Genomic DNA, 23,753 nt, shown 5'->3' with positions numbered 1-23,753 from the left:
AACGTTAGGGCCGAACGGTCGGTTTCGCGAGGGTGCAGAGCGGCCCCGCGTCGGCTCCCGCGACGCGAGACGCGGTTTGGGCTATGGGGCGGGCCGACTCGTCTCAAGCCGCACAAAGAGGCCGCATGAGCCCTCTCGCAGACCGCCGCTTCCTGAAGATGCACGGCGCGGGCAACGCCATCGTGGTGCTGGACCTGCGCGGCACCGACATCCGCGTCACCGCGGAAGAAGCCCGCGCCATCGGCGCCGACCCGCGCTCGCGCTTCGACCAGCTCATGGTCGTGCACGATCCGGTGAGCCCCGGCACCGACGCGTTCATGCGCATCTACAACACCGACGGCTCGGAATCGGGCGCCTGCGGCAATGGCACCCGCTGCGTCGCCTACGCGCTGCACGACGACCCGGCCATGGCGCGCCCGACCGAGGGCGGGCGGCTGACGCTGGAGACCAAGGCCGGCCTCGTCGCGGTCACCCGCGTCGGCGAACTCGCCTTCACCGTGGACATGGGCCAACCGAGGCTCGCCTGGGACGAGATCCCGCTGGCCGAACCGTTCCCCGACACGCGGCGCATCGAATTGCAGGTCGGGCCGATCGACGATCCGGTGCTGCACTCGCCCGCCGCCGTCAGCATGGGCAACCCGCACGCGATCTTCTTCGTCGAGCGCGACCCCGACACGTTCGATCTCGGTCGCATCGGCCCGCTCTTGGAGGCGCATCCGCTCTTCCCGGAGCGCGCCAACATCTCCATCGCCCAGGTGACGGGGCGCGACACCATCAAGCTGCGCGTCTGGGAGCGCGGCGCCGGGCTGACGCTCGCCTGCGGAACCGCCGCCTGCGCCACGGTGGTGGCGGCCTCGCGCCTGCGCATGATCGGGCGCGCAGCCCGCGTGGCGCTGCCGGGCGGCGAACTCTCCATCGAGTGGCGGGCCGACGACCACGTGTTGATGACCGGCCCGGTCTTCCTCGAAGGGGAGGGCACCTTCGCCCCCGAGGTCTTTGCCGGGGCGGCCGGATGAGCGTCGAGACGCTGACCTTCGGCTGCCGGCTCAACACCGTCGAGTCCGAGGTGATGCGCGCCCGCGCCGAGGCCGGGGCCGCGGATCGCGACCTTGTGCTGGTCAACACCTGCGCCGTCACGACGGAAGCCGGGCGGCAGGCCCGCAAGGCGATCCGCCGGCTCGCCCGCACGCGGCCGGGCGCCGAGATCGTGGTGACGGGCTGCGGCGCCGAGGTCGAGCGCGCGGCTTACGCGGCGATGCCGGAGGTGGCCCGCCTCGTCGGCAATGCGGTGAAGCTCCGGCCCGAGAGCTGGAACGATCCCGCCGACATCATGGCCGCGCGTCACGCCGAATCGACGGGCATCGACCGGATGGCCGGGCATACCCGCGCCTTCGTGCCCGTGCAGAACGGCTGCGACCACTGCTGCACCTTCTGCGTCATCCCGTTCGGGCGCGGCCATTCCCGCTCGGTGCCGCTCATCGACGCCGTGGCTCAGGTGCGCCGCATCGTCGAGCATGGCGGGCGCGAAGTCGTGCTGACCGGCGTCGATCTCACGGCTTACGGCCGCGATCTCGACGCCGACCTCACCCTCGGACGCCTCGTCCGCGCGATCCTGCGGGCGGTGCCCGATCTCGCGCGGCTGCGGCTGTCCTCGATCGATTCGGTCGAGGCCGATCCCGACCTGATCGCGGCGTTCGCGGAGGAGCCGCGGCTGATGCCGCATCTCCATCTCTCGCTCCAGGCCGGCGACGACCTGATCCTCAAGCGGATGAAGCGCCGCCACTCCCGCGACGACGCGATCCGCTTCTGCGCGACCCTGCGGGATCTGCGCCCCGGCCTCGTCTTCGGGGCCGACCTGATCGCGGGTTTCCCGACCGAGACGGAAGAACAGTTCACCCGCTCCCTCGACCTCGTGGCGGAATGCGGGCTGACGCATCTGCACGTCTTCCCCTACTCGCCCCGCCCCGGCACGCCGGCCGCCCGGATGCCGGCGGTGGCGCCGGAGGCCATCCGCAGCCGTGCCGCGCGCCTGCGCGAGGCCGGGGCGGCGGCGTTGGCGTGCCATCTCGATGGGGCGGTCGGCCAGACCCGGCTGGTGCTGACGGAGCGGGGCGGGATGGGGCGGACGGAGGATTTTTCCGGCGTGCGGTTCGGCAGCGAGGTGCCGGCCGGAGACATCCGCGAGGCGACGATCACCGGCCACGACGGACAAGTGCTGATCGCGGCGTAGACGCTGCGATTCCTTCTCCCCTCCGCGGGAGAAGGTGGCCCCCGAAGGGGGTCGGATGAGGGGAGACCCCGTGTCAGGATCGGGCAGTGAGTCGGTTGGCGGGCGCTTCGTTCGGCTCCGTCGCTCCCCACACCCGCCCGCTCCGCGGGCACCCTCTCCCACCCAGGTCGGGCCTGCCCGACCTGGGCATTTAGCTGCGAATTTCGGGCAAGCCCGAAGTTCGTTGGGGGAGAGGGGTTTCTGCCGGCGACCAACCACAGGCCGCCAGCCCCTCCCGCATATGCCCCGGCGCCGGCGCCGCGACCGCAATCGCCTCCCGCTTCGGATACAACGGCAGGCTCAACCCCCGCGCATGGAGCTGCAACACGCCGTCCCGCCCGGCGCTGCCGTAGATCGCATCCCCGACGATCGGCCAACCCATCGCCGAGCAGTGGACGCGCAGCTGATGCGTGCGCCCCGTCACCGGCCGCAGCTCCATCCAGGCGCGGCCCGCCGCGCGCCCGAGCACGCGGAAATGCGTCAGCGAGGGGAGCCCGGCGGGGTCGGCCTTCATCCACCAGCTGCGCGGATCGTCGGAGCGGCGGGCGAGGGCCAAGTCGATGCTGCCTTCGTCGGGCGGTGAGCCCTCCACCAGCGCCCAGTAGGTTTTTTGGACCTTTCCATCGGCAAACAGGCGGTTCAGCCGGGCTAGCGCCTTGGCGTGGCGCCCGAGCACGAGGCAGCCCGAGGTGTCGCGGTCGAGGCGGTGGGCGGCCTCGGGGCGGCGCGGCAGGCCGAAGCGCAGCGCGTCGAGTCTGTCGGTCAGCGTCGGCCCGCCCTTCGGCCCCGGATGCACCGGCAGGCCCGCCGGCTTGTCGATGACGAGCATCAGGGCATCGCGGTAGAGGAGGGAAAGCCCTATCTGCGGGTCGACGCTGCGGTTCGGTGCCTCGGGGATCATGCCCCTGGGCTAGAGTGCCGGACCTTCGTGAGCAAGGTTTTCGAGGATGAGCGACGACGAGAAGCCCGGCTGGTTCGGGCGCCTGTTCGGGCGGAAGGCGGAGCCCAAGCCGTCCGAGGAGGCGGTGGTGCCGGAGCTGACCTCGCCGGCCTCGGAATCCGAGGGCGTGCCGGACTTCGCCACCGGCGCCGACGACGTGACTCATGTGCCGCCGCCCGTCAGCGAGCCCTCCACCGAGGACCCGGACAAGAACCGCATCCCCGACGAGATCGAGGGCGCCGACCTCCAGCCCGAGCCGCAACCGCCGGTGGAGGACGTGGCGTTCGAGGAACCGCAGGCGGAAGCCCCGGAGCCCGAACCGGCCCCCGAGCCCCAGCCCGTCCCTGCGGAAAAACGCGGCTGGTGGTCCCGCGTCACCGGCGCCGAGGCGCAACCCGCGGAGCTTTCCGCCCCGGCGGAGGCCGACATCCAGCCCGTCGACAGCGCCGCCGCGCTCGCCAGCGACGCGATCCAGGGCGCCGTCGAGGGCACGGAGAAGCGGGGCTGGTGGTCGCGCCTCACCGGCGGCCTCATGCGCACCTCGTCGGCCCTGTCCGACCGGGTGACGGGCCTCTTCACCAAGCGCAAACTCGACGCCACCACCCTCGAAGACCTCGAGGATGCGCTGATCCAGGCCGATTTCGGCGTCGAGACCGCGACCCGCATGGCCGAGGCCGTCGGCAAGGGCCGCTACGAGAAGGGCATCTCGCCCGACGAGGTGCGGGCGATCCTGGCCGCCGAGATCGAGCGGGCGCTGGACCCGGTGGCGGTGCCGATCACGCTCGACACGACGAAGAAGCCCTACGTGATCCTGACGGTGGGCGTGAACGGCGCCGGCAAGACGACGACGATCGGCAAGCTCGCCCTCAAGTTCAAGGCGGAAGGCCGCAGCGTCATGCTGGCGGCGGGCGACACGTTCCGCGCCGCGGCGATCGAGCAGCTTCGGGTGTGGGGGGATCGCACCGGTGTGCCGGTGATCAGCCGCGAGCAGGGCTCGGACGCCGCGGGGCTGGCCTTCGACGCCTTCAAGGAGGCGCGCGAGGCCGGGACCGACGTGCTGCTGATCGACACCGCCGGCCGGCTCCAGAACAAGGCCGGGCTGATGGCGGAGCTGGAAAAGATCGTGCGGGTGATCCGCAAGCTCGATGCGGAAGCGCCGCACGCCACCCTTCTGGTGCTCGACGCCACGGTAGGGCAGAACGCGCTGAGCCAAGTCGAGCTGTTCTCGCAGGCCGCCCCCGTGTCGGGCCTGGTGATGACCAAGCTCGACGGCACGGCGCGCGGCGGCATCCTCGTGGCGCTCGCCGCCAAGTTCGGCCTGCCGGTGCACTTCATCGGCGTCGGCGAGGGCGTCGAGGATCTGGAGCCGTTCGCGGCCTGGGACTTCGCCCGCGCCATCACCGGCCTGCCCAGGGAGGAGCGCGCATGATCACCGACCGGACCGGCGCGACTGTCGAGAGCGTGCCCCCGCGCCGCCACCTGCCGCCGCTCTTGAAGCTCGCCCTGGAGATGGGCCCGCTCGTCGTGTTCTTCCTCGGCAACGCCTATGCCGAGCGCTTCGGCGTTCACCCCGAGAGCAAGCTGTTCGTGGCGACCGGCGTGTTCATCGCCGCCACCACCCTCGCGCTCGGCGTCCACTTCGTCCTGCTGCGGCGATTGCCGATCATGCCGCTGGTGTCGGGCGTCGTCGTGCTGGTGTTCGGCGGCCTGACGCTGGCGTTGCAGGACAAGACCTTCATCATGATGAAGCCGACCATCGTGAACACGCTGTTCGGCCTCGTGCTGCTCGGCGGGCTGGCCTTCGGCAAGCCGCTGCTCTCGGTGGTGCTCGACAGCATGTTCGCCCTCTCCGACGAGGGCTGGCGCAAGCTGACCTTCCGCTGGGGCCTGTTCTTCCTCGCGCTCGCCGCCCTCAACGAGATCGTCTGGCGCACCCAGACCGAGGACTTTTGGGTGAATTTCAAGGTGTTCGGCATCATGCCGCTCACCGTCGCCTTCGCCCTGGCGCAGACGCCGCTGCTGCTCAAGCATGAGAAGAAGGATGGGGCGGAGGGAGCTTAATCACTCCGCACGGCCTTCGATCATCCGCTTCGGCGTCCGCCTTACTCAATCATTGCGAGGCGGAGCCGAAGCAATCCAGTACGCCACGCTTCAAGATGAAACGAAGCAAGCCGCCGCTCACGTTGCCAGCAGAATGCGGTGAGCGGGATGACCATTCCGTCGAGTGCGGAGACCTGGATTGCTTCGGCTCCGCCTCGCAATTGTGGATGTTCACAAATTCGTTGATCGCGGCGGGGTGGTCAGTTGACGATCAGGGTGTCGAGGAAGGCCTTCGGCGGGATGCCGCCGAGGGCCTGATGTGGGCGCATCTCGTTGTAGTAGATCATGTATCGCAGAAGCTCGTGCGAGAAATGATCGACGTCCTCGAAGGTGGTGTCGTCGATCATGTCCTCGCCCAGGCTGCGCCAGAAGCGCTCGATTTTCCCGTTGGTTTGCGGCCGGTAGGGGCCGGCGTAGCGGTGCTTGATGCCGAGGTTGAGCAGGAGTGTCTCGAAGGGGTGCTCCTGCGGCTTCGATCGGCCGACGCACTCGGCGCCGTTGTCGGTCATCAGTTCGGAAAAGTGCAGCCCGTAGCGCTGGTTGAGCGTGTTGAGCGCCTTGAGGGTGGCAAACATCACCGCCAGCGCCTTCTTGCCGGTCACCATCTCGACCCAAACCAGCCGGGTGCAGGTGCAGATGACGCCGACGAGGTAGATGTCTCCCTTGGGCGGCGTGAGGAACAGGTCGCGCGACAGGAGATGCAAATCGACGTGACCGAGCTCGCCGGCCTTCTGGCGGATGATGCGGCGTATCTCCTCCGGCATCGGCTTGGCGTGGCGGTTGAGGCCCTGACGCTTGAGGGCACGGTAGATCGCCGAGGGTGAGGGCGGATCGGGCCGGCGCTCGGCCAGCACAGCATAGATCTCGTAGCGGTTGAGGCCAAGCTGGCGTTCGACGGCGACCTCGGCCTCGACCGCTGCCGACATCCGCCGCGCCGCCCAGCGCGGGCCGCGCTTATGCGGCAGCAGATCGTCCTCGCAGCCGCTGCGCAGATAGCGGTTGTAATACTTGCGGAAGGTCTGCGAGCAGGTGCCGTGATGGCGGTAGAACGCTCCGACCGAGGCGAACGTCTCCGATTGGCCGGCTTTGACCTGCTCGTATTCCTTGATCAGGAAGCGCCACTTCTGAACGTAGTTGCGCTCGATCGTCCGGTCGAAGCTGTTGTCGCGCATCGCTTGGGCCCTCCCAGGCCAGCGTGCCGCGATCAACGAATTTGTGAACCTCTACAGCAATGACGGGGGAGGTGTCAGCGCCGTATTCTCCGCGGCATCCGGAACGGCAGCATGAACTGCACCGCCGGGTTCCGAAACCGCCCGAGCGACAGGCTCTCGTGCACTGGCTGCACCGCCTCGCCGTCGAGCGTCGAGGCCAGCAGCGAGCGGGCGTAGAACGGCGTGTCTTCGAAAGTCTCGACCACGCTGGCCCGCCCGTCGTCGCTGCGGGTCGGGCGCGGCATCTTCCAGAAGCGCGTCTTCGGCAGTTCGGCCGCGAGCGGCGGGCGCATGTCGCGGCGGCTGCCGTCGGCGTCGAAGCGGAGTGTCAGGTTCTGGGCGCTGCCGTCCCTGCGATGCACGTCGTAGAGGATCGCCGAACCGCGCTTCAGCGAGGCGCGGCACCATGTCCAATCCGAAAACGAATCCTCGAGCCGCCCGTCACCGTCGTTGGTGTCGAAGTAGCCGTTGCCGCGCCACGCCAGATCGGGGGCGGTGAAGGCGGCCTCGACCTCGCAGGACGGGGCCATCGGCCACCAGCGATGCAGGCCGTGGGAATCGAGGGTGAAGGGCCGGGCGGTGATCGCCCGTGGGCGCACCCGCACGGTGCCCCGCAGCGCCCGCGGGATCGGCGCGCCGCGCTCGTCGAGGCGGATCGTCAGCACGCTGCCGTCCCAGTCGAGCGAGGACGGGCCGATGGCGATGGAGGTGGCGTCTCGGGAGAGCGAGCGGGCGTTGCGCTCCGTCATGGTGAAGCGCTTATCGGCGCCGTAGAGCACGACGTTGACGGCGCAGTGATTGAACGGGTCCTGCTTCGCGTTGAGAAAGTAGTAGGGCGAAAACACGCTGCCGATGAAGGCGATGACGGTGAGCCCGTGGCGCCCGTCCTCGCTCAGCGCATCGACGTACCACCAGACATAGCCGCCCCGCGCCACGTCGGCGTCGAAGCGAGGTCCACGATCAGTGCCGCCGCCGCGAGCCGGCCGGATTGCGCCGCCATCGGCACGCCCGGCCCCGGATGCACGCTGCCCCCCGCCAGGTAGAGCCCCGGCACCCGCGTCCGCGCCCCCGGCCGCTTGAAGGTCGCCGTCCAGCCGTGCGAGGCCCGGCCGTAGAGCGCCCCCCCGGTCCCCGGAAACAGGGCGCCGAACCCCTCCGGCGTCGTCACCGCGGCCGGCGAGGCCGGCTCCAGCTTCAGCCCGCAGGCCGCGAGTCTCTTCGTCCAGCTCGTCTCGCATGCGGCGATCTCCTGAGGGGTGAAGCGGCGCTCGCCGTCGGCGGGCGCGTTGACGAGGACGAGCAGGCGCTCAGAACCGTCCGGGCCGGCGCCCGCATCGTCCCGGTCCTGCGCGCAGACATAGACGGTGGGGTCCGGCGGCAGGCGCCGCCCGCGCAGGATCGCGTCGAACTCGGCGCGGTAATCGGAGGAGAAGAACACGCTGTGATGGGCGAGCGGGAAGCCGCGCGCCCGCGCGTTCAGGCAGAACGTCACCGCCGAGAGCGAGCGCTCGCGCGCCGGCACCCGGTCGCCCTCGCGCGCGGCGTCCGGCCCGAGCAGCCCGGCGCCGAGCGCCGCCACGTCGCCGCCCGCGATCACCGCGTCCGCCGCGATCCGCTCGCCATCAGCGAGTTGCACGCCCGCGATCCGGCCGCGCTCGGTGACGATGCGGGCGACATGCGCCCCCGTGCGGATGCGCGCCCCGCGCCGCTCGGCGAGGTCGGCCACCGCGCGGGCGAGCCGGCTCAAGCCGCCCTCGACGGTCCAGATTCCGGCCTGCTCGACATGCGCCACGAGCATCAGGGTGGCAGGCGCGGCGAAGGGCGAGGCGCCGCAATAGGTCGCGTAGCGGCCGAACAGCTGGCGCAGCCGCGGGTCGGAAAAATAGTCGCCGAGCGCCGACCAAAGCGTCGCGAAGGGCTGGATGCGCCAGAGATCGCCGATGCCGGTGAGCCCGACGCGCTTGCCGAGTTCGACCGGGTTCGGCCGGTCCGAGCGGATGAACGGCCCTTCCAGCGTGCGGTAGACCTCCGCCGCCCGCGCGCAGAAGCGCCGGTAGCCGTCGGCCTCCCGCGGTCCGGCGAAGGCGGAAACCGCCGCGGCCGAAGCGTCGATGTCGGCGAAGAGATCCAGCCGTTCGTTCGCCGTCCAGGCGTGGCGCGCCAGCACGGAGGCCGCCCGCAGCCGCACCTCCGATTCGAGCGAGGCGCCGGCCTCGGCAAAAAGCTCCTCGAACACCCAGCGCATGGTGAAGACGGTGGGGCCCGCCTCGATCGCGGCACCGCCCACCGGCAGCGCCCGCATCTTGCCGCCCACAGAAGCGGCGCGCTCCAGCACCGTCACGTCGAACCCGCGCGCGGCCAGCGTCAGGGCGGCGGAGAGGCCGCCGATGCCGGCGCCGACGACGATGACGCGCTTCTCCGTCACGAAACCCTCATGTCTGCCGCGATCAGCGTTGATCCGGGAAACGGAAAGTGTCAATCTGGAATGACAGAACAAGAGACAGCATGAATTGACATAGGGAGTCGGCGCCATGGATGTCGGCAGGCGGATCGAAACGGCGCTCGATGTGGCGGTCTCGCATCTGGAGGCGCCCGGCGCGCCGCCGCAGCTCGCGGAGGCGATCCGCTACGCGGTCTTCCCCGGCGGCCACCGCATCCGGCCGCGCCTGTGCCTCGCGGTGGCGCTCGCCTGTGGCGACGACGATCCGGCCGCCTCCGATGCGGCGGCGGCGGCGATCGAGCTTCTGCACTGCGCGAGCCTCGTCCACGACGATCTGCCCTGCTTCGACGATGCGCCGATGCGCCGCCAGAAACCCTCGGTCCACGCCGCCTTCGGGGTACCGCTGGCGGTGCTGACCGGCGACGCGCTGATCGTCGCCGCCTTCGAGACGCTGGCCCGCGGCGCCGCCCGCCGGCCGGAACGGCTCGCCGCCCTGGTCGGCCTCGTGGCGCGGGCGGCCGGCTCGCCCGTCGGCATCGTCGCCGGACAGGCCTGGGAATCCGAATCGCACGTGGACCTGAGCGCATACCAGCAGGCCAAGACCGGCGCGCTGTTCGCCGCCGCGACCGTCGCGGGTGCCGCCGCCGCGGGCGCCGCGCCGCTGCCCTGGCGCCTGCTGGGCGAGTGCCTCGGTGAAGCCTATCAGGTCGCCGACGACCTGCGCGACGTCGCCTGCCGCCAGGAGGAGATCGGCAAGCCCGCCGGCCGCGACGCCACCCTCGGGCGCCCCAACGCCGCGGCGCTTCTCGGCATGGGCGGCGCGCTCGACCGGCTCAAGCGCCTCACCCGCGAGGCCATGGAGGTGATTCCGGTCTGTCCGGGCCTCGACACGATCCGCGCCGAGATCGAGGCGCAGAGCCGGTTGTTCCTGCCCGCCTCGCTGCGCCCGGCGCTCGTCTGAAGGCGCCGATGACGGCCCCTTCGCCCGCCGCGACGACGCAGAGCGAACTGCCGGCGGCGCCCGCCCGCCGGAGCTGGCGCGAGCGCTGGCTCGCCTTCCGCAACGGCACGGTGGCGAGCCCGGCCTTCCAGCGCTGGGCCGCCGGCTTTCCGCTCACCCGCGGCATCGCGCGACGCAACACGCGGGCGCTTTTCGATCTCTGCGCCGGCTTCGTCTACGCGCAGGTGCTGTTCGCCTGCGTGCGGCTCGACCTGTTCCGCCTGCTCCAACCCGGCCCGCTCGCGCCCGACATCGTCGCCCGGCGACTCGACTTGCCGCCTGAGCGCGCCCTCACGCTGCTCAAGGCCGCCGCCTCGCTCGACCTGCTGACCCGCCTGCCCGACGGCCGCTTCGGCCTCGCCGATCTGGGGGCCGCGATGATCGGCAACCCGTCGATCTCGGCCATGGTCGAGCACCACGCCATGCTCTACGCCGACCTCGCCGACCCGGTCGCGCTGCTGCGCCAGAGGCCCGACCGCACCCGGCTCTCGGCCTACTGGCCCTATGCCGAGGCAAAAGCGGCGGATCATGCGGCGGTCGCCCCCGATTCGGTCGCCGCCTATAGCGGGCTGATGGCCGCCTCCCAGGCGATGATCGCGGGCGACGTGCTCGACGCGCTGCCGCTGTCTGAGCGCGCCTGCCTCATGGATATCGGGGGCGGGGAGGGCGTGTTTCTCTCGGAGGCCGCCCGGCGCCATCCGCACCTGTCGCTGAAGCTCCTCGATCTGCCGCCCGTCGCCGAGCGGGCCCGCGCGCGCTTCGAATCGGCCGGGCTCGGCCCCCGTGTCACCTGCCACGGCGGCAGTTTTCGCGACGAGGCGCTGCCGCGGGGAGCCGACGCGATCTCCCTGGTGCGCGTCGTCCACGACCACGACGACGCCGTCATCGAGCCGCTGCTGCGCGCCGTCCACGCCGCGCTGCCCCCCGGCGGCCTCGTCGCCATCGCCGAACCCATGGCCGGCACGCCGGGGGCCGAGCCCATCGGCGATGCCTATTTCGGCTTCTACCTCATGGCGATGGGCAGCGGCCGTCCGCGCGAAGCCGCCGAGCTTTCCGCGATGCTCGCCAGCGCCGGCTTCACCGAGATCCGCGAGCGCCCGACCCGCCGGCCGCTGCTCGCGCGACTGATCACGGCAAAGCGCGGGTGAAAGTGTAAACTCTGCTTGACGCCCTATGGTGTCAGTCTAGGATGACACAAAGGACGCCACCGACCGGTGGAGTCGCAACAACCAGGGCGGAGGCGAGGACATGGAGGCTTTGGCCGTCGTCCTTGAACGACCGGAGCACTTGGCGCTCAACCGCCTCGCGCTGACCCCTGCCACCGCCGGCGATGCGGTGGTCGCCGTCTCTTGGAGCGGCATCAGCACCGGCACCGAACGTCTGCTGTGGTCGGGCCGTATGCCGAGCTTCCCCGGCATGGGCTACCCCCTCGTTCCCGGCTACGAATCCGTCGGCACCGTCGTCGAGGCCGGACCCGATTGCGGGGTCGCGATCGGCCAGACCGTGTTCGTGCCGGGCGCCCGCTGCTTCGGCGAGGTGCGCGGCCTGTTCGGCGGCGCCGCCTCCCATCTCGTGGTCCCGGCCGCCCGCCTCGTCCCGGTCGATGCCGCCCTCGGCGACCGGGCCTGCCTCATCGCGCTCGCCGCCACCGCCTACCACGCGCTGTCCGGCGTCACACCGGGCTCCGCCAGCCTCATCGTCGGCCACGGCGTGCTCGGGCGGTTGCTCGCCCGGCTAACCGTGCTGGCGGGCGGCCAGCCGGTGGTGTGGGAGCGCGACCCCGTGCGGCGGAGCGGCAGCTTCGGCTATCCGGTGATCGCGCCGGAGGGCGACACCACCCGCGACTACGCCACCATCACCGACGTGAGCGGTAGCGCGGGCCTCCTCGACACGCTGATCGGCCACCTCGCGCCGCAAGGCGAGATCGTGCTCGCGGGCTTCTACGAGGCGCCGCTCTCCTTCGCCTTCCCGCCCGCCTTCCTGCGCGAGGCCCGCATCCGGGTCTCGGCCGAGTGGCGGCCCGACGACCTCGCGGCGGTGACGGCGTTGGTGCGCGGCGGCGGCCTCTCGCTCGACGGGCTGATCACCCATCGCCTGCCCGCCGCGAGCGCCGAGGCGGCGTACCGCACCGCCTTCACCGACACGGCCTGCCTCAAGATGATCCTCGATTGGAGGGCCTGCGCATGAACGTCCAGCTCAACAAGGCGTCGCTGAACGCCGCGGAGCGGCTGCGCGAGGAAGCCGCCCGCGAGCCGGACCCGGTCGCCACCGGCCCGGTCAAGCGCGAGACGCAGATCATCGCGATCTACGGCAAGGGCGGCATCGGCAAGTCGTTCACGCTGGCCAACCTCAGCTACATGATGGCCCAGCAGGGCAAGAAGGTGCTGCTGATCGGCTGCGACCCGAAGAGCGACACCACCTCGCTGCTGTTCGGCGGCCGGGCCTGCCCGACCATCATCGAGACCTCGACCAAGAAGAAGCTCGCGGGCGAGGCGGTCTCCATCGGCGACGTCTGCTTCAAGCGCGACGGCGTCTACGCGATGGAACTCGGCGGCCCCGAGGTCGGGCGCGGCTGCGGCGGGCGCGGCATCATCCACGGCTTCGAGCTCTTGGAGAAGCTCGGCTTCCACGAATGGGGCTTTGACTACGTCCTGCTCGACTTCCTCGGCGACGTGGTCTGCGGCGGCTTCGGTCTGCCGATCGCCCGCGATATGTGCCAGAAGGTCATCGTCGTCGGCTCGAACGACCTGCAATCGCTCTACGTCGCCAACAACGTCTGCTCCGCGGTCGAATACTTCCGCAAGATGGGCGGCAATGTCGGCGTCGGCGGCCTCGTCATCAACAAGGACGACGGCACCGGCGAGGCGCAGGCCTTCGCGGACGCAGCCGGCATTCCGGTGCTGGCCTCGATCCCGGCCAACGAGGACATCCGCCGCAAGAGCGCGAACTACGAAATCATCGGCAAGCCGGACGGGCGCTGGGGCGACCTGTTCGCCGAACTCGCCAAGAACGTCGCCGAGGCCGCCCCCCACCGCCCGACCCCGCTTAGCCAGGACGGCCTGCTCGGCCTGTTCTCCAGCGAGACGACGGGCCGCGACTACGTGCTGGAGCCCGCCACCATCGAGGACATGTGCGGGGTCTCGACCCTGGTGAAGCCGTCCCTCGAAGTCGTCTACGACGAGGTCTGAGGCATGGCGGTCTCCCTCGATATCGGGGCGCTCCGCGCCCGCAAGCCGGCGGAACCGGTCAACGTCGAGGCCACGAAGGGCGACGGACTCGGCTGCCACGCCGGCAAGGACGCGATGCGGGCGGCCGCGGAAGCCGCCGGCATGTCGGAGACGCTGGAGCAATTGCGCCAGGATTATCCGGCGGGCCCCCACGACCAGCCCCAGAGCATGTGCCCGGCCTTCGGAAGCTTGCGCGTGGGCCTGCGCATGCGCCGCACCGCGACGATCCTGTCCGGCTCGGCCTGCTGCGTCTACGGGCTGACCTTCACCTCGCATTTCTACGGCGCGCGCCGGAGCGTCGGCTACGTCCCGTTCAATTCCGAGACGCTGGTCACCGGCAAGCTGTTCGAGGATATCCGCGAGGCGGTCCACGCCTCGGCCAAGCCCGAGGACTGCGACGCCGTCGTCGTCATCAACCTCTGCGTCCCGACCGCCTCCGGTGTGCCGCTCCGGCTTCTGCCGAAGGAGATCGATGGCGTCCGCATCATCGGCATCGACGTGCCGGGCTTCGGCGTGCCGACCCACGCCGAGGCCAAGGATGTGCTGGCCGGCGCTATGCTGAAATTCGCCCGCTCGGAGGCCGAGCAGGGCCCGGTCCCCGCGCCCCGCGGCGGCCGTTCCGAGCGCCCGAGCGTCGCGCTCCTCGGCGAGATTTTCCCGGCCGATCCGGTGGTGATCGGCGCGCTGCTCGAACCGCTGGGCCTCTCGGCCGGCCCCGTGGTGCCGACGCGCGAGTGGCGCGAACTCTACGCGGCCCTCGACGCCAGCGCGGTCGCGGCGATCCACCCGTTCTACACGGCCAGTATCCGTGAGTTCGAGGCCGCCGGGCGCCCCATCGTCGGCTCCGCTCCCGTCGGCCACGACGGCACCGCCGAGTGGCTCTCCGCCATCGGCAACGCGTGCGACGTGCCCTCGGAAAAAATCGCGGCGGCGCAGAACCGCATCCTGCCCGCGATCCGCGGCGCGCTGTCGGCCATGCCGATCAAGGGCCGCATCACGCTCTCGGGCTACGAGGGCTCGGAGCTTCTGGTCGCCCGCTTGCTGATCGAGAGCGGCGCCGAGGTTCCCTACGTCGGCACCGCCTGCCCGCGCACGCCCTGGTCCGAGCCGGACCGGGTGTGGCTGGAGGAGCGCGGCGTCACGATCCGCTACCGCGCCTCGCTGGAAGACGACCTTGCCGCCTTCCACGAGTTCCGGCCCGATCTGGCGGTCGGCACCACGCCGGTGGTGCAGCACGCCAAGGAGCGCGGCACGCCGGCCCTCTACTTCACCAACCTGATCTCGGCCCGGCCGCTGATGGGGGCGGCGGGCGCCGGCTCGCTCGCCCGCGTGATCAACGCGGCGCTCGCCAACCGTCCGCGGTTCGACGCCATGCGCGACTTCTTCGAGGGCGTCGGCACCGGCCATGCCGCGGGCATCTGGCAGGAGATTCCGCGCGCCAAGGCCGCGCCGAAGGCTGCCGCTCCCCTGAAGCCGATCGGGGAGATGGCTTGATGCTCGTCCTCGATCACGACCGCGCCGGCGGCTACTGGGGCGCCGTCTACGTCTTCACCGCGATCAAGGGTCTGCAGGTCGTCATCGACGGCCCTGTGGGCTGCGAGAACCTGCCGGTGACCTCGGTGCTGCACTACACCGACGCGCTGCCGCCGCACGAACTCCCCATCGTCGTCACGGGGCTGGCGGAAGAGGAACTCGGCCGCCACGGCACGGAAGGCGCGATGAAGCGGGCGCATGCCACGCTCGATCCGGGTCAGCCCAGCGTCGTCGTCACCGGCTCCATCGCCGAGATGATCGGCGGCGGCGTGACGCCGGAGGGCACCGGCCTCCAGCGCTTCCTGCCGCGCACCATCGACGAGGACCAATGGCAGGCCGCCGACCGGGCGATGTCCTGGCTCTGGCAGGAATACGGCGCCAAGCGCTTCGCCAAGAAGGGCATTCCGGCCCGGCCCGAGCGCAAGGCGGGCGAGAAGCCCCGCGTCAACATCATCGGCCCGGCCTACGGCACCTTCAACATGGCGTCCGATCTCGCCGAGATCCGTCGCCTGGTCGAGGGCATCGGCGCCGAGATCAACCTGACCTTCCCGCTCGGCTCGCATCTGGCCGACGTGCCCAAGCTCGTCAACGCCGACGCCAACATCTGCCTCTACCGCGAGTTCGGGCGCCTGCTCTGCGAGAGCCTGGAGCGGCCCTATCTCCAGGCGCCGATCGGCGTCCTCTCGACCACCAAGTTCCTGCGGACGCTCGGGGAAATCCTCGGGCTCGATCCCGAACCGTTCATCGAGCGCGAGCGCCACACCACGATCAAGCCGGTCTGGGACCTGTGGCGCTCGGTGACCCAGGATTTCTTCGGGACCGCGAGCTTCGGCATCGTCGCGACCGATACCTACGCCCGCGGCGTGCGGCACTTTCTCGAAGACGAGATGGGCCTGCCCTGCCACTTCGCGTTCTCGCGCACCGCCGGGCAGAAGCCCGACAATGCCGCCGTGCGCGAGGCGATCCGGGCGAATCCGCCGCTCGTCCTGTTCGGTTCGTTCAACGAGCGGATGTACCTCGCGGAATGCGGCGGGCGGGCGGTCTACGTGCCGGCCTCCTTCCCCGGCGCGATCATCCGGCGGCACACCGGCACGCCGTTCATGGGCTATGCCGGGGCGACCTACCTCGTGCAGGAGGTCTGCAACGCCCTGTTCGACATGCTCTTCCACATCCTGCCGCTCGCCCGCGACATGGATGCGGTCGAAGCCACGCCCGCGCGCACCCACCGCGAACTGCCCTGGGATTCGGCCGCGCGGGAGAAGCTCGACGCCCTGGTCGAGGCGCAACCGGTGCTGGTGCGGATCTCCGCGGCCAAGCGTCTGCGCGACGCCGCCGAGCGCGCCGCCCGCCGCGCTGCCGCCGAGCGGGTGGCCCCCGCCCATGTCGAGCGGGCGCAGGCCGATCTCACCGTGGGAGCGGCCGCATGAGCGCCGCCGCCACGTCCCCCCTTCACCGTCCGGCCCGCGACAGCGGCGGACCCATCGCGGAGAGCCACTCCATGCAACGCTCCCTGACCGCACCGTCGCGCCAGCACAACGAGGCGATCCAGTTCCGGATCATCCTGGCGGCGACCTACCCGTTCTTCCTCGCCGCCGCCCTGGCGCAGCGGGTGCTCCCCGGGCGCGCCCCGACGCGCCGCGGCCTGCCCGTGATGCGCCGCTCCGTCTTCGGCGAGGCCAAGGCCATGGCGGTCTCGGCCATTCCCTTCGCCTTCATGGGCTGACCCAGCCCTGAGGCGAACTCACCTTCCGTGCGGTGTCACGGGGGATCCTACGCCGCGATTGTCATCGAGTTGCGGCGTCACCCGCTGCGTCCCTTCGAGGGCGCGGCCCAACCAGCGGAGGTTCAATCGATGGCCAGCGGAATGACCACTGAAAGACCGAGCAGCCTGTCGGGGCTGACGGAACCGGAAGCCAAGGAGTTCCACGCGATCTTCCTGACGAGCTTCATCATCTTCACGGCGATCGCCGTGGTCGCCCACATCCTCGTGTGGATGTGGCGCCCCTGGCTTCCCGGACCGAAGGGCTACGCCATGCTCGACGGCGTGCAGCAGGCCGCCCACGGCCTCGTCTCGATGATCAGCTGAGGAGGATCGCATGCACAAGGTTTGGCTTCTGTTCGATCCGCGCCGCACGCTGGTGGCGCTCTTCACCTTCCTGTTCATCCTGGCGCTGCTGATCCACTTCATCCTGCTCAGCACCGACCGGTTCAACTGGCTGGAAGGCCCGAAGGACGCCAAGGCGGCCGCCGCCCATAGCCTCGTCCTCCCGTCGATGCCGGGCTGACGCGCGAACACCCCGCCGCGGGCCGGTTCCGGCCCGCCCGCGGCATTCCCTCTCCGACCCCCCGGGAGGAACCGGCCCATGGCGATGCTGAGTTTCGAGCGAAAATACCGGGTCCGCGGCGGCACCTTGCTCGGCGGCGACCTGTTCGACTTCTGGCTGGGGCCGTTCTACGTCGGCTTCTTCGGGGTCACCGGAATGTTCTTCACGGTGCTCGGCACCGCGCTGGTGATCTACGGCGCGGCCATCGGCCCGACGTGGAACATCTGGCAGATCAACATCGCCCCGCCGGACCTGAAATACGGTCTCGCGCTGGCGCCCCTGAAGGAGGGGGGCCTGTGGCAGATCATCACCTTCTGCGCGGTCGGGTCGTTCTCGTCCTGGGCCCTGCGCGAGGTCGAGATCTGCCGCAAGCTCGGCATCGGCTACCACGTGCCGTTCGCCTTCTCGGTGGCGATCTTCGCCTACGTGACGCTGGTGGTGATCCGCCCGTTCCTGATGGGCGCCTGGGGCTACGGCTTCCCCTACGGCATCCTCAGCCACCTCGATTGGGTGTCGAACACCGGATACCAGTACCTGCACTTCCACTATAACCCGGCGCACATGCTCGCGGTGAGCTTCTTCTTCACCACGACCTTCGCGCTGGCGCTGCACGGCTCGCTGATCCTGTCCTCGACGAACCCGCCGAAGGGCGAGGTCGTCAAGACGCCGGAGCACGAGGACACCTACTTCCGCGACACGATCGGCTACTCGATCGGCACGCTCGGCATCCACCGGCTCGGCCTGTTCCTGGCGCTGTCGGCGGGCTTCTGGAGCGCGGTCTGCATCGTCATCAGCGGGCCGTTCTGGACGCAAGGGTGGCCCGAATGGTGGGGCTGGTGGCTCAACCTGCCGATCTGGCGCTGACCCGACACCGACACTCACACAAGCGGCCGGCGGCACGTTCCGCCGACCGCACCCCCGGTAACGATCGATCGACGGGCACGAGGGTCCACCTCGGGCGACCGTAGGTCCAGGGAGGGAGAACCCGTGGCCTACTACCAGAACATCTTCACCGCGGTGCAGGTGCGCCCGCGCGAGCCCGAGCACGGCATCCCGGTCGCGGTCGACAACCGCATCGGCAAGCCGTTCAACAGCTACCTGTTCGGCCTGATGGGCAATTCGCAGGTCGGGCCGATCTACGGCGGCTACCTGTTCACGCTGTCGCTGACCTGCGGCCTGATCGCCTTCGAGATCATCGGCCTCAACATGCTGGCCTCCGTGAACTGGGACCCGATCCAGTTCGTGCGCCAGCTCCCCTGGCTGGCGTTGGAGCCGCCGCTGCCGAAATACGGCCTCAAGGTGCTGCCGCCGCTCAACGAGGGCGGATGGTGGCTGATCGCCGGCTTCTTCCTCACCGCCTCGATCCTGCTGTGGTGGGTGCGCATGTACCGCCGCGCCAAGGCGCTGGGGCTCGGCTCGCACACCGCCTGGGCCTTCGCCGCGGCGATCTGGCTCTACCTCGTGCTCGGCTTCATCCGCCCGCTGATGATGGGCTCGTGGAGCGAGGCGGTGCCCTTCGGCATCTTCCCGCACCTCGATTGGACCGCCGCGTTCTCGCTGCGCTACGGCAACCTGTTCTACAACCCGTTCCACATGCTCTCGATCACGTTTCTCTACGGATCGACGCTGCTGTTTGCCATGCACGGCGCCACCATCCTGGCGACCAGCCGCTACGGCGCGGAGCGTGAGATCGACCAGATCGTCGATCGCGGCACGGCGACGGAACGCGCCGCCCTGTTCTGGCGCTGGACCATGGGCTTCAACGCCACGATGGAATCGATCCACCGCTGGGCGTGGTGGTTCGCGGTGCTCACCACGATCACCGGCGGCATCGGCATCCTGCTCACCGGCACGGTCGTCGACAACTGGTATCTCTGGGCGGTCAAGCACGGCGTCGCGCCGTCCTACCCGCAGGTCTTCGGACCGATCACCGATCCGCTCAGCGCACCGGGGGGCACGCCATGAAGACCCTGCTCCTCGTCGCGGCGGCCGTCGTCGCCGCCTTCCTCACCATCGCCCAGTTCGGCACCGCCGGCTGGACGAGGCCCCCGATCCTGGCCCAGCAGCACGGCTTCCGCGGCACGGGCATGGATCAGATCCAGACCAAGGCGGGGGCGGCCGCGCTCAAGGCCGCCAACGTCGCCCCCGCTCCGGCCGAGCCGGTCGAGCAGGGCACGGACAAGGCCGGCGCGGTCTACCAGAACGTCCAAGTGCTCAAGGACGTCAGCGTCGAGGAATTCAACCGCCTCATGGCCTCCATGACCGAATGGGTGGCGCCGGAGCAGGGCTGCACCTACTGCCACAACACCGAGAACATGGCCGACGACAGCCTCTACCAGAAGAAGGTCGCCCGGCGCATGATCCAGATGGTGCAGCACATCAACACCAGCTGGAAGGAGAAGCATGTCGGCGAAGCGGGGGTGAACTGCTACACCTGCCACCGCGGACAGCCGGTGCCGAAGAACATCTGGTTCGAGAACCCGGGCCCGAACTACAAGACCGCCTTCACCCCGCGCAACAACGGGCAGAACATGGCCTCCGCCACGGTCGGCCTGTCCTCGCTCCCGTACGATGTCATGACCGAATATTTCGGCAAGAAGGACATCGACAACAACGTCATCCGCGTCAACGCCACGACGGCGCTGCCCGAGACCAAGGGCAAGCCGATCCAAGCGGCGGAGAAGACCTTCGGCCTGATGATCCACATGTCGTCGGCTTTAGGCGTCAACTGCACCTACTGCCACAACACCCGGGCGATCTCGGACTGGTCGCAGAGCACGCCGCAGCGGACTCTGGCTTGGCACGCGATCCGGATGGTGCGCGACCTCAACGGTGACTACATCGAGCCGCTGACCGCGACCTTCCCGGCCAACCGCCTCGGTCCGACCGGCGACGCGCCGAAGCTCAACTGCGCCACCTGCCACAACGGCCAGAACAAGCCGCTCGCCGGCGCCCACGTGGTCGAGACCTATCCGGAGCTGACCCAGGTGACGGCGGAAGCCGGTGCAGCCCCGGCCAAGGACGGGGAGATGCCGGCCCCGGCACCCGCGCCGAGCCCGCCCCCGCAATAGCGGGACCGCGCAGCCCGAACGATCCCGAGAGACCAAGCCGCCGGCCCGAGCGATCGGGCTGGCGGTTTTTCGTCGTCCGATATCCGGGGTGCCGCGGACGCGCCGCTTTCGCCATCTTTCCGAAACCGATCGATGCCATAAGGCTCGCACGGCGATCCGCTGGGGCGGCGCGCCGACCTCGTTCGCCGTCCGCGCCCTTCGCGACAACAGACGCGCGGGCGCCGGCCGGTTCGTCATGGGTCAATACGCGCATGAACCGCCGCGACCGGCATCGAAATCCACGAAATCGCGTCTCGTCGCAGCGATCGACTGATTTTTACGACTCCTCTTCTCGAAAAATGCCGGGGCGGCGCGTTCGCTTTGACTTCAGCTTCGCAGTATCGGCGCGAAATAGGCTGAACGGGCGCTTAAATTTGGACACGATTGGCCTTATGAACGCAGGACGGTCGCAGTCTCCGAACGGAGCCGGCCGGAACGGCGGACGGTTGGCCGCCGGACATCGGGGGGCGGGGCGGTGAGCAAAGGGCGCGACAGGAACGAGATCGCCGCGGCACTGGGGCAGTGCAAGGCGGCGTTCATCGGCGTCGCCGTGATGAGCGGCCTCGTCAACATCCTCTACCTCACCGGCTCGTTCTACATGCTCGAGGTCTACGACCGGGTGATCCCGAGCCGGAGCGTGCCGACGCTGGTCGGCCTCAGCGTTCTGGCGCTGGTGCTCTACGGCTTCCAGGGCGTGCTGGAGGCGATCCGCTCGCGCATCCTGGCGCGCATCGGCGCCGCGCTCGACGAGTCGCTCAGCGGCCGGGTGTTCGACATTGTCGTGCGCGCGCCCCTCAAGGGCGCGGTGCCGGGCGACGGCCTGCTGCCCTTGCGCGATCTCGACCAGATCCGCTCGTTCCTGTCGGGCTCCGGCCCGTCGGCCTTCTTCGATCTGCCGTGGATGCCGATCTATGTCGGCATCTGCTTCCTGTTCCATCCCTATATCGGCATCGCCGCCATCGTCGGTACCGCGATCCTGGCCGGCCTCACCTTCCTGACCGACCGGGCCACCAAGGGGCCGACCCAGGCCGCCACCGGCCACGGCCTGCGCCGCAACGGGCTCGCCGAATCCGGCCGTCGCAACGCCGAGGTGCTCGCCGCCATGGGCATGCAGGATCGGCTGGCCGCCCGCTGGGCCGTGTCCAACCGCGACTACATGGAATCGCACCAGAGCGTGGCCGATGTCGGCGGCGGCTTCGGCGCCGGCTCCAAGGTCTTTCGCATGGCGCTGCAATCGGGCGTGCTGGCGCTCGGCGCGTGGCTGGTGATCCACGCCGAGGCCACCCCCGGCATCATCATCGCCGGCTCGATCCTCGTGTCCCGCGCGCTGGCCCCGGCCGAACTCGCCATCGCCAACTGGAAGGGCTTCGTCGCCGCCCGCCAGAGCTGGCGGCGCCTGTCGGAGCTGTTCGCCAAGCTGCCGGCCACCGACCAGCCGCACGCGCTCCCGGCCCCGAGTCAGGCGATCACGGTCGAGGGCGTCAGCATCGCCCCGCCCGGCACCGCCCGCATCGTCGTGCAGGACGTCACCTTCACCCTCAAGGCCGGCCAGGGCGTCGGCGTGATCGGCCCCTCCGCCTCGGGCAAATCCTCGCTGGTGCGCGCCATGGTCGGCGTGTGGCCGCCGGTGCGCGGCAAGGTCCGCATCGACGGCGCGGCGCTGGACCAGTGGTCGAGCACCGATCTCGGCGTGCATGTCGGCTTCCTGCCCCAGGAGGTGGAGCTGTTCGCCGGCACGGTGGCCGAGAACATCGCCCGGTTCGAGCCGAACCCGCCCTCGGAACTCGTCATCGCGGCGGCCCGCGCCGCGGGCGTCCACGACCTGATCCTGCGCCTGCCGGAGGGCTACGACAGCCGCATCGGCGAGGGCGGGGCCGGGCTCTCGGCGGGCCAGCGCCAGCGCATCGGGCTTGCCCGCGCGCTCTACCGCGACCCGTTCCTCGTGGTGCTCGACGAGCCCAACGCCAACCTCGACAGTGAGGGCGAGAACGCCCTGACCCAGGCGATCCTCGGCGTGCGCCAGCGCGGCGGCGTCTGCGTCGTCGTCGCCCACCGCCCGAGCGCGCTCGCCGCCGTCGATCTGATCCTGATGATGGCCGACGGGCGCTCCCAGGCCTTCGGGCCGAAGGACGAGGTGCTCAAGCGCGTGCTGCGCCCGGCTCCCGCCCCGGTCTCGGCCCCGCCCGCCGCGCAAGCCGTCGCCAACGCCCGGCAGGAGAGCGCCTGATGTCCACGAGCCTCGCGCCCCTCACGGGCCTCGCCCCCGCCCTGCCGCGGCCGACCGCCCACGGCTCGATCCGCCGCCACCTCGCCGTGACCCTCGGGCTCGCCGTCGTCCTCGTCTTCGGCATCGGCGGCTGGGCCACCTTCACCCACGTCTCGGCGGCCGTGATCGCGCCGGGCCAGCTCGTGGTCGAGACCGACATCAAGAAGGTGCAGCACCCCACCGGCGGCGTCGTCGGCCAGCTCCTCGTGCGCGAGGGGCAGAAGGTGTCGGCGGGCGACGTGCTGATCCGCCTCGACGAGACCCAGACGCGGGCCAATCTCGACATCGTCTTGAAGGCGATGGACGAACTCACCGCGCGCCGCGCCCGCGACGAGGCAGAGCGCGACGGCCACAAGACCATCGCGTTCCCCGACGAACTGGTCTCGCGGATCGACACCGACCCGTCGGTCGCCCGGCTCATCGACGGCGAATCGCGCCTGTTCGCCTCCCGCGTCGCCGGCCGCGAGGGCCAGAAGGCGCAGCTGCGCGAGCGCATCGATCAGCTCCGCCAGGAAATTTCCGGCCTCACCGAGCAGGCAGCCGCCAAGAACCGCGAGATCGTCCTGATCGGCCAGGAGCTGAAGGGCGTGCGCGAGCTCTATTCCAAGAACCTCGTGCCGCTGTCGCGCGTCACGGCGCTGGAGCGCGACGCCGCCCGGATCGAGGGTGAGCGCGGGCAGCTCATCGCCTCGACGGCGTCCGCCCGCGGCAAGATCGCCGAGACCGAGCTGCAGATCTTCCAGATCGATCAGGAGATGCGCACCGAGGTCGGCAAGGATCTCGCCGAAATCCGCGGACGGTGGTCGGAGCTGCGCGAGAAGCGCGTCGCGGCGGAAGACCAGCTCAAGCGCATCGAGCTGCGCGCGCCGCAGGACGGCTACGTCCACCAGATGACCGTGCACACCATCGGCGGCCTCGTGACGCCGAGCGAGCCGGCCATGCTGATCGTGCCGGCGGCCGACCAGCTCCTCGTCGAGGTGCGGGTGCAGCCGCAGGACATCGACAACGTCCGCGTCGGCCAGAAGGCGAACCTGCGCTTCTCCGCCTTCAACATGCGCACCACGCCCGAGATCGACGGCGTCGTCGCGCGCGTCTCGGCCGACGTGACGACCGACCCGAAGACCGGGATGAGCTTCTACACCGCCCGCATCCGCATCGCCGACGACGAGAAGAACCACCTCCAAGGCCTGCGCCTCGTGCCCGGCATGCCGGTCGAGTCCTACACGCAGATCGGCGAGCGCTCGGTGCTGTCCTATCTGGTGAAGCCGCTGACCGATCAGCTGGCGAAGGCGTGGCGCGAGCGGTAAGCGCGACACCTTGCCTGCGAAGCCCG

22 protein-coding genes are annotated in these 23,753 nt (G+C 70.2%); 18 read left to right on the top strand and 4 right to left on the bottom strand.

Features of this window, described 5'->3' with window-relative positions:
* Positions 1 to 125 precede the first annotated feature (125 nt).
* Together dapF and mtaB are read left to right on the top strand one after the other, a co-directional pair.
* A complete protein-coding gene (gene dapF / locus AAHG03_RS06360; RefSeq protein WP_342149571.1) occupies positions 126 to 1,016 on the top strand; it encodes a diaminopimelate epimerase in 891 nt (296 codons plus the stop codon).
* Positions 1,013 to 2,230 (top strand): tRNA (N(6)-L-threonylcarbamoyladenosine(37)-C(2))-methylthiotransferase MtaB, encoded by a 1,218-nt coding sequence (gene mtaB / locus AAHG03_RS06355; protein ID WP_342149570.1) that lies wholly within the window; start codon positions 1,013 to 1,015, stop codon positions 2,228 to 2,230. The genes dapF and mtaB overlap by 4 nt, the downstream gene beginning before the upstream one ends.
* Before the next feature lie 190 nt (positions 2,231 to 2,420).
* On the opposite strand, the gene AAHG03_RS06350 is transcribed toward mtaB, so the two are convergent.
* Positions 2,421 to 3,098, bottom strand: coding sequence for an RluA family pseudouridine synthase (locus AAHG03_RS06350; protein ID WP_342149569.1), 678 nt, complete (start codon positions 3,096 to 3,098; stop codon positions 2,421 to 2,423).
* Positions 3,099 to 3,216: 118 nt separating this feature from the next.
* Here AAHG03_RS06350 and ftsY point away from each other — a divergent pair, with 118 nt between their 5' ends.
* Both ftsY and AAHG03_RS06340 read left to right on the top strand, forming a co-directional pair.
* Positions 3,217 to 4,638 (top strand): signal recognition particle-docking protein FtsY, encoded by a 1,422-nt coding sequence (gene ftsY / locus AAHG03_RS06345; RefSeq protein ID WP_342149567.1) that lies wholly within the window; start codon positions 3,217 to 3,219, stop codon positions 4,636 to 4,638.
* Entirely contained in the window at positions 4,635 to 5,270 is a 636-nt protein-coding gene (locus AAHG03_RS06340; protein WP_342149565.1) for a septation protein A, read from the top strand. Before ftsY ends, AAHG03_RS06340 begins: the two co-directional genes overlap by 4 nt.
* Positions 5,271 to 5,509: 239 nt before the next feature.
* Here the strand turns inward: AAHG03_RS06340 and AAHG03_RS06335 are convergent, their stop codons facing one another.
* From AAHG03_RS06335 to crtD, 3 genes are all read right to left on the bottom strand, one after another.
* The gene (locus tag AAHG03_RS06335) at positions 5,510 to 6,481 is read right to left on the bottom strand and encodes an integrase core domain-containing protein (protein ID WP_342149564.1); all 972 of its coding nucleotides are present in this window, start codon (positions 6,479 to 6,481) and stop codon (positions 5,510 to 5,512) included.
* A 74-nt stretch (positions 6,482 to 6,555) separates the two neighbouring features.
* Positions 6,556 to 7,455, bottom strand: coding sequence for a carotenoid 1,2-hydratase (locus AAHG03_RS06330; RefSeq protein WP_342149563.1), 900 nt, complete (start codon positions 7,453 to 7,455; stop codon positions 6,556 to 6,558).
* Positions 7,413 to 8,945, bottom strand: coding sequence for a 1-hydroxycarotenoid 3,4-desaturase CrtD (gene crtD, locus AAHG03_RS06325; RefSeq protein WP_342149561.1), 1,533 nt, complete (start codon positions 8,943 to 8,945; stop codon positions 7,413 to 7,415). Before crtD ends, AAHG03_RS06330 begins: the two co-directional genes overlap by 43 nt.
* Positions 8,946 to 9,051: 106 nt before the next feature.
* Here crtD and AAHG03_RS06320 point away from each other — a divergent pair, with 106 nt between their 5' ends.
* The 14 genes from AAHG03_RS06320 to AAHG03_RS06255 all read left to right on the top strand — a co-directional run bounded on the left by AAHG03_RS06320 (position 9,052) and on the right by AAHG03_RS06255 (position 23,727).
* The gene (locus tag AAHG03_RS06320) at positions 9,052 to 9,921 is read left to right on the top strand and encodes a polyprenyl synthetase family protein (RefSeq protein WP_342149559.1); all 870 of its coding nucleotides are present in this window, start codon (positions 9,052 to 9,054) and stop codon (positions 9,919 to 9,921) included.
* Between the two features lie 8 nt (positions 9,922 to 9,929).
* The gene (locus tag AAHG03_RS06315; protein ID WP_342149558.1) at positions 9,930 to 11,108 is read left to right on the top strand and encodes a methyltransferase; all 1,179 of its coding nucleotides are present in this window, start codon (positions 9,930 to 9,932) and stop codon (positions 11,106 to 11,108) included.
* Between the two features lie 100 nt (positions 11,109 to 11,208).
* Positions 11,209 to 12,147, top strand: coding sequence for a chlorophyll synthesis pathway protein BchC (gene bchC / locus AAHG03_RS06310; RefSeq protein WP_342149556.1), 939 nt, complete (start codon positions 11,209 to 11,211; stop codon positions 12,145 to 12,147).
* Positions 12,144 to 13,148: a chlorophyllide a reductase iron protein subunit X gene (locus AAHG03_RS06305; protein WP_342149554.1), complete on the top strand. Its 1,005-nt coding sequence runs from the start codon at positions 12,144 to 12,146 to the stop codon at positions 13,146 to 13,148. Before bchC ends, AAHG03_RS06305 begins: the two co-directional genes overlap by 4 nt.
* A 3-nt stretch (positions 13,149 to 13,151) precedes the next feature.
* Positions 13,152 to 14,681, top strand: coding sequence for a chlorophyllide a reductase subunit Y (gene bchY / locus AAHG03_RS06300; RefSeq protein WP_342149553.1), 1,530 nt, complete (start codon positions 13,152 to 13,154; stop codon positions 14,679 to 14,681).
* A complete protein-coding gene (gene bchZ, locus AAHG03_RS06295) occupies positions 14,681 to 16,147 on the top strand; it encodes a chlorophyllide a reductase subunit Z (protein WP_342149552.1) in 1,467 nt (488 codons plus the stop codon). Before bchY ends, bchZ begins: the two co-directional genes overlap by 1 nt.
* Positions 16,148 to 16,218: 71 nt before the next feature.
* Positions 16,219 to 16,443 carry a hypothetical protein gene (locus tag AAHG03_RS06290; protein ID WP_342149551.1) on the top strand — a complete coding sequence of 75 codons (225 nt, stop codon included), beginning with the start codon at positions 16,219 to 16,221 and terminating at the stop codon, positions 16,441 to 16,443.
* A 129-nt stretch (positions 16,444 to 16,572) separates the two neighbouring features.
* The gene (gene pufB / locus AAHG03_RS06285) at positions 16,573 to 16,806 is read left to right on the top strand and encodes a light-harvesting antenna LH1, beta subunit (protein ID WP_342149549.1); all 234 of its coding nucleotides are present in this window, start codon (positions 16,573 to 16,575) and stop codon (positions 16,804 to 16,806) included.
* 10 nt (positions 16,807 to 16,816) lie between these two features.
* Entirely contained in the window at positions 16,817 to 17,005 is a 189-nt protein-coding gene (gene pufA, locus AAHG03_RS06280; RefSeq protein WP_056242949.1) for a light-harvesting antenna LH1, alpha subunit, read from the top strand.
* Positions 17,006 to 17,083: 78 nt separating this feature from the next.
* Positions 17,084 to 17,908 (top strand): photosynthetic reaction center subunit L, encoded by an 825-nt coding sequence (gene pufL, locus AAHG03_RS06275; protein WP_342149548.1) that lies wholly within the window; start codon positions 17,084 to 17,086, stop codon positions 17,906 to 17,908.
* A 123-nt stretch (positions 17,909 to 18,031) separates the two neighbouring features.
* Complete coding sequence (gene pufM / locus AAHG03_RS06270) at positions 18,032 to 19,009, top strand: photosynthetic reaction center subunit M (protein WP_342149546.1); 978 nt, start codon at positions 18,032 to 18,034, stop codon at positions 19,007 to 19,009.
* Positions 19,006 to 20,115, top strand: coding sequence for a photosynthetic reaction center cytochrome PufC (gene pufC / locus AAHG03_RS06265; protein WP_342149544.1), 1,110 nt, complete (start codon positions 19,006 to 19,008; stop codon positions 20,113 to 20,115). The genes pufM and pufC overlap by 4 nt, the downstream gene beginning before the upstream one ends.
* Positions 20,116 to 20,629: 514 nt before the next feature.
* A complete protein-coding gene (locus AAHG03_RS06260) occupies positions 20,630 to 22,381 on the top strand; it encodes a type I secretion system permease/ATPase (RefSeq protein WP_342149542.1) in 1,752 nt (583 codons plus the stop codon).
* A complete protein-coding gene (locus AAHG03_RS06255) occupies positions 22,381 to 23,727 on the top strand; it encodes an HlyD family type I secretion periplasmic adaptor subunit (RefSeq protein WP_342149540.1) in 1,347 nt (448 codons plus the stop codon). Before AAHG03_RS06260 ends, AAHG03_RS06255 begins: the two co-directional genes overlap by 1 nt.
* Positions 23,728 to 23,753: the final 26 nt, after the last annotated feature.

Source organism: Methylorubrum subtropicum, assembly GCF_038442325.1.
GTDB lineage: Bacteria > Pseudomonadota > Alphaproteobacteria > Rhizobiales > Beijerinckiaceae > Methylobacterium > Methylobacterium subtropicum.
The sequence above is the reverse complement of the archived record's forward strand: the minus strand, read 5'-3'. Positions and strand labels throughout refer to the sequence as shown.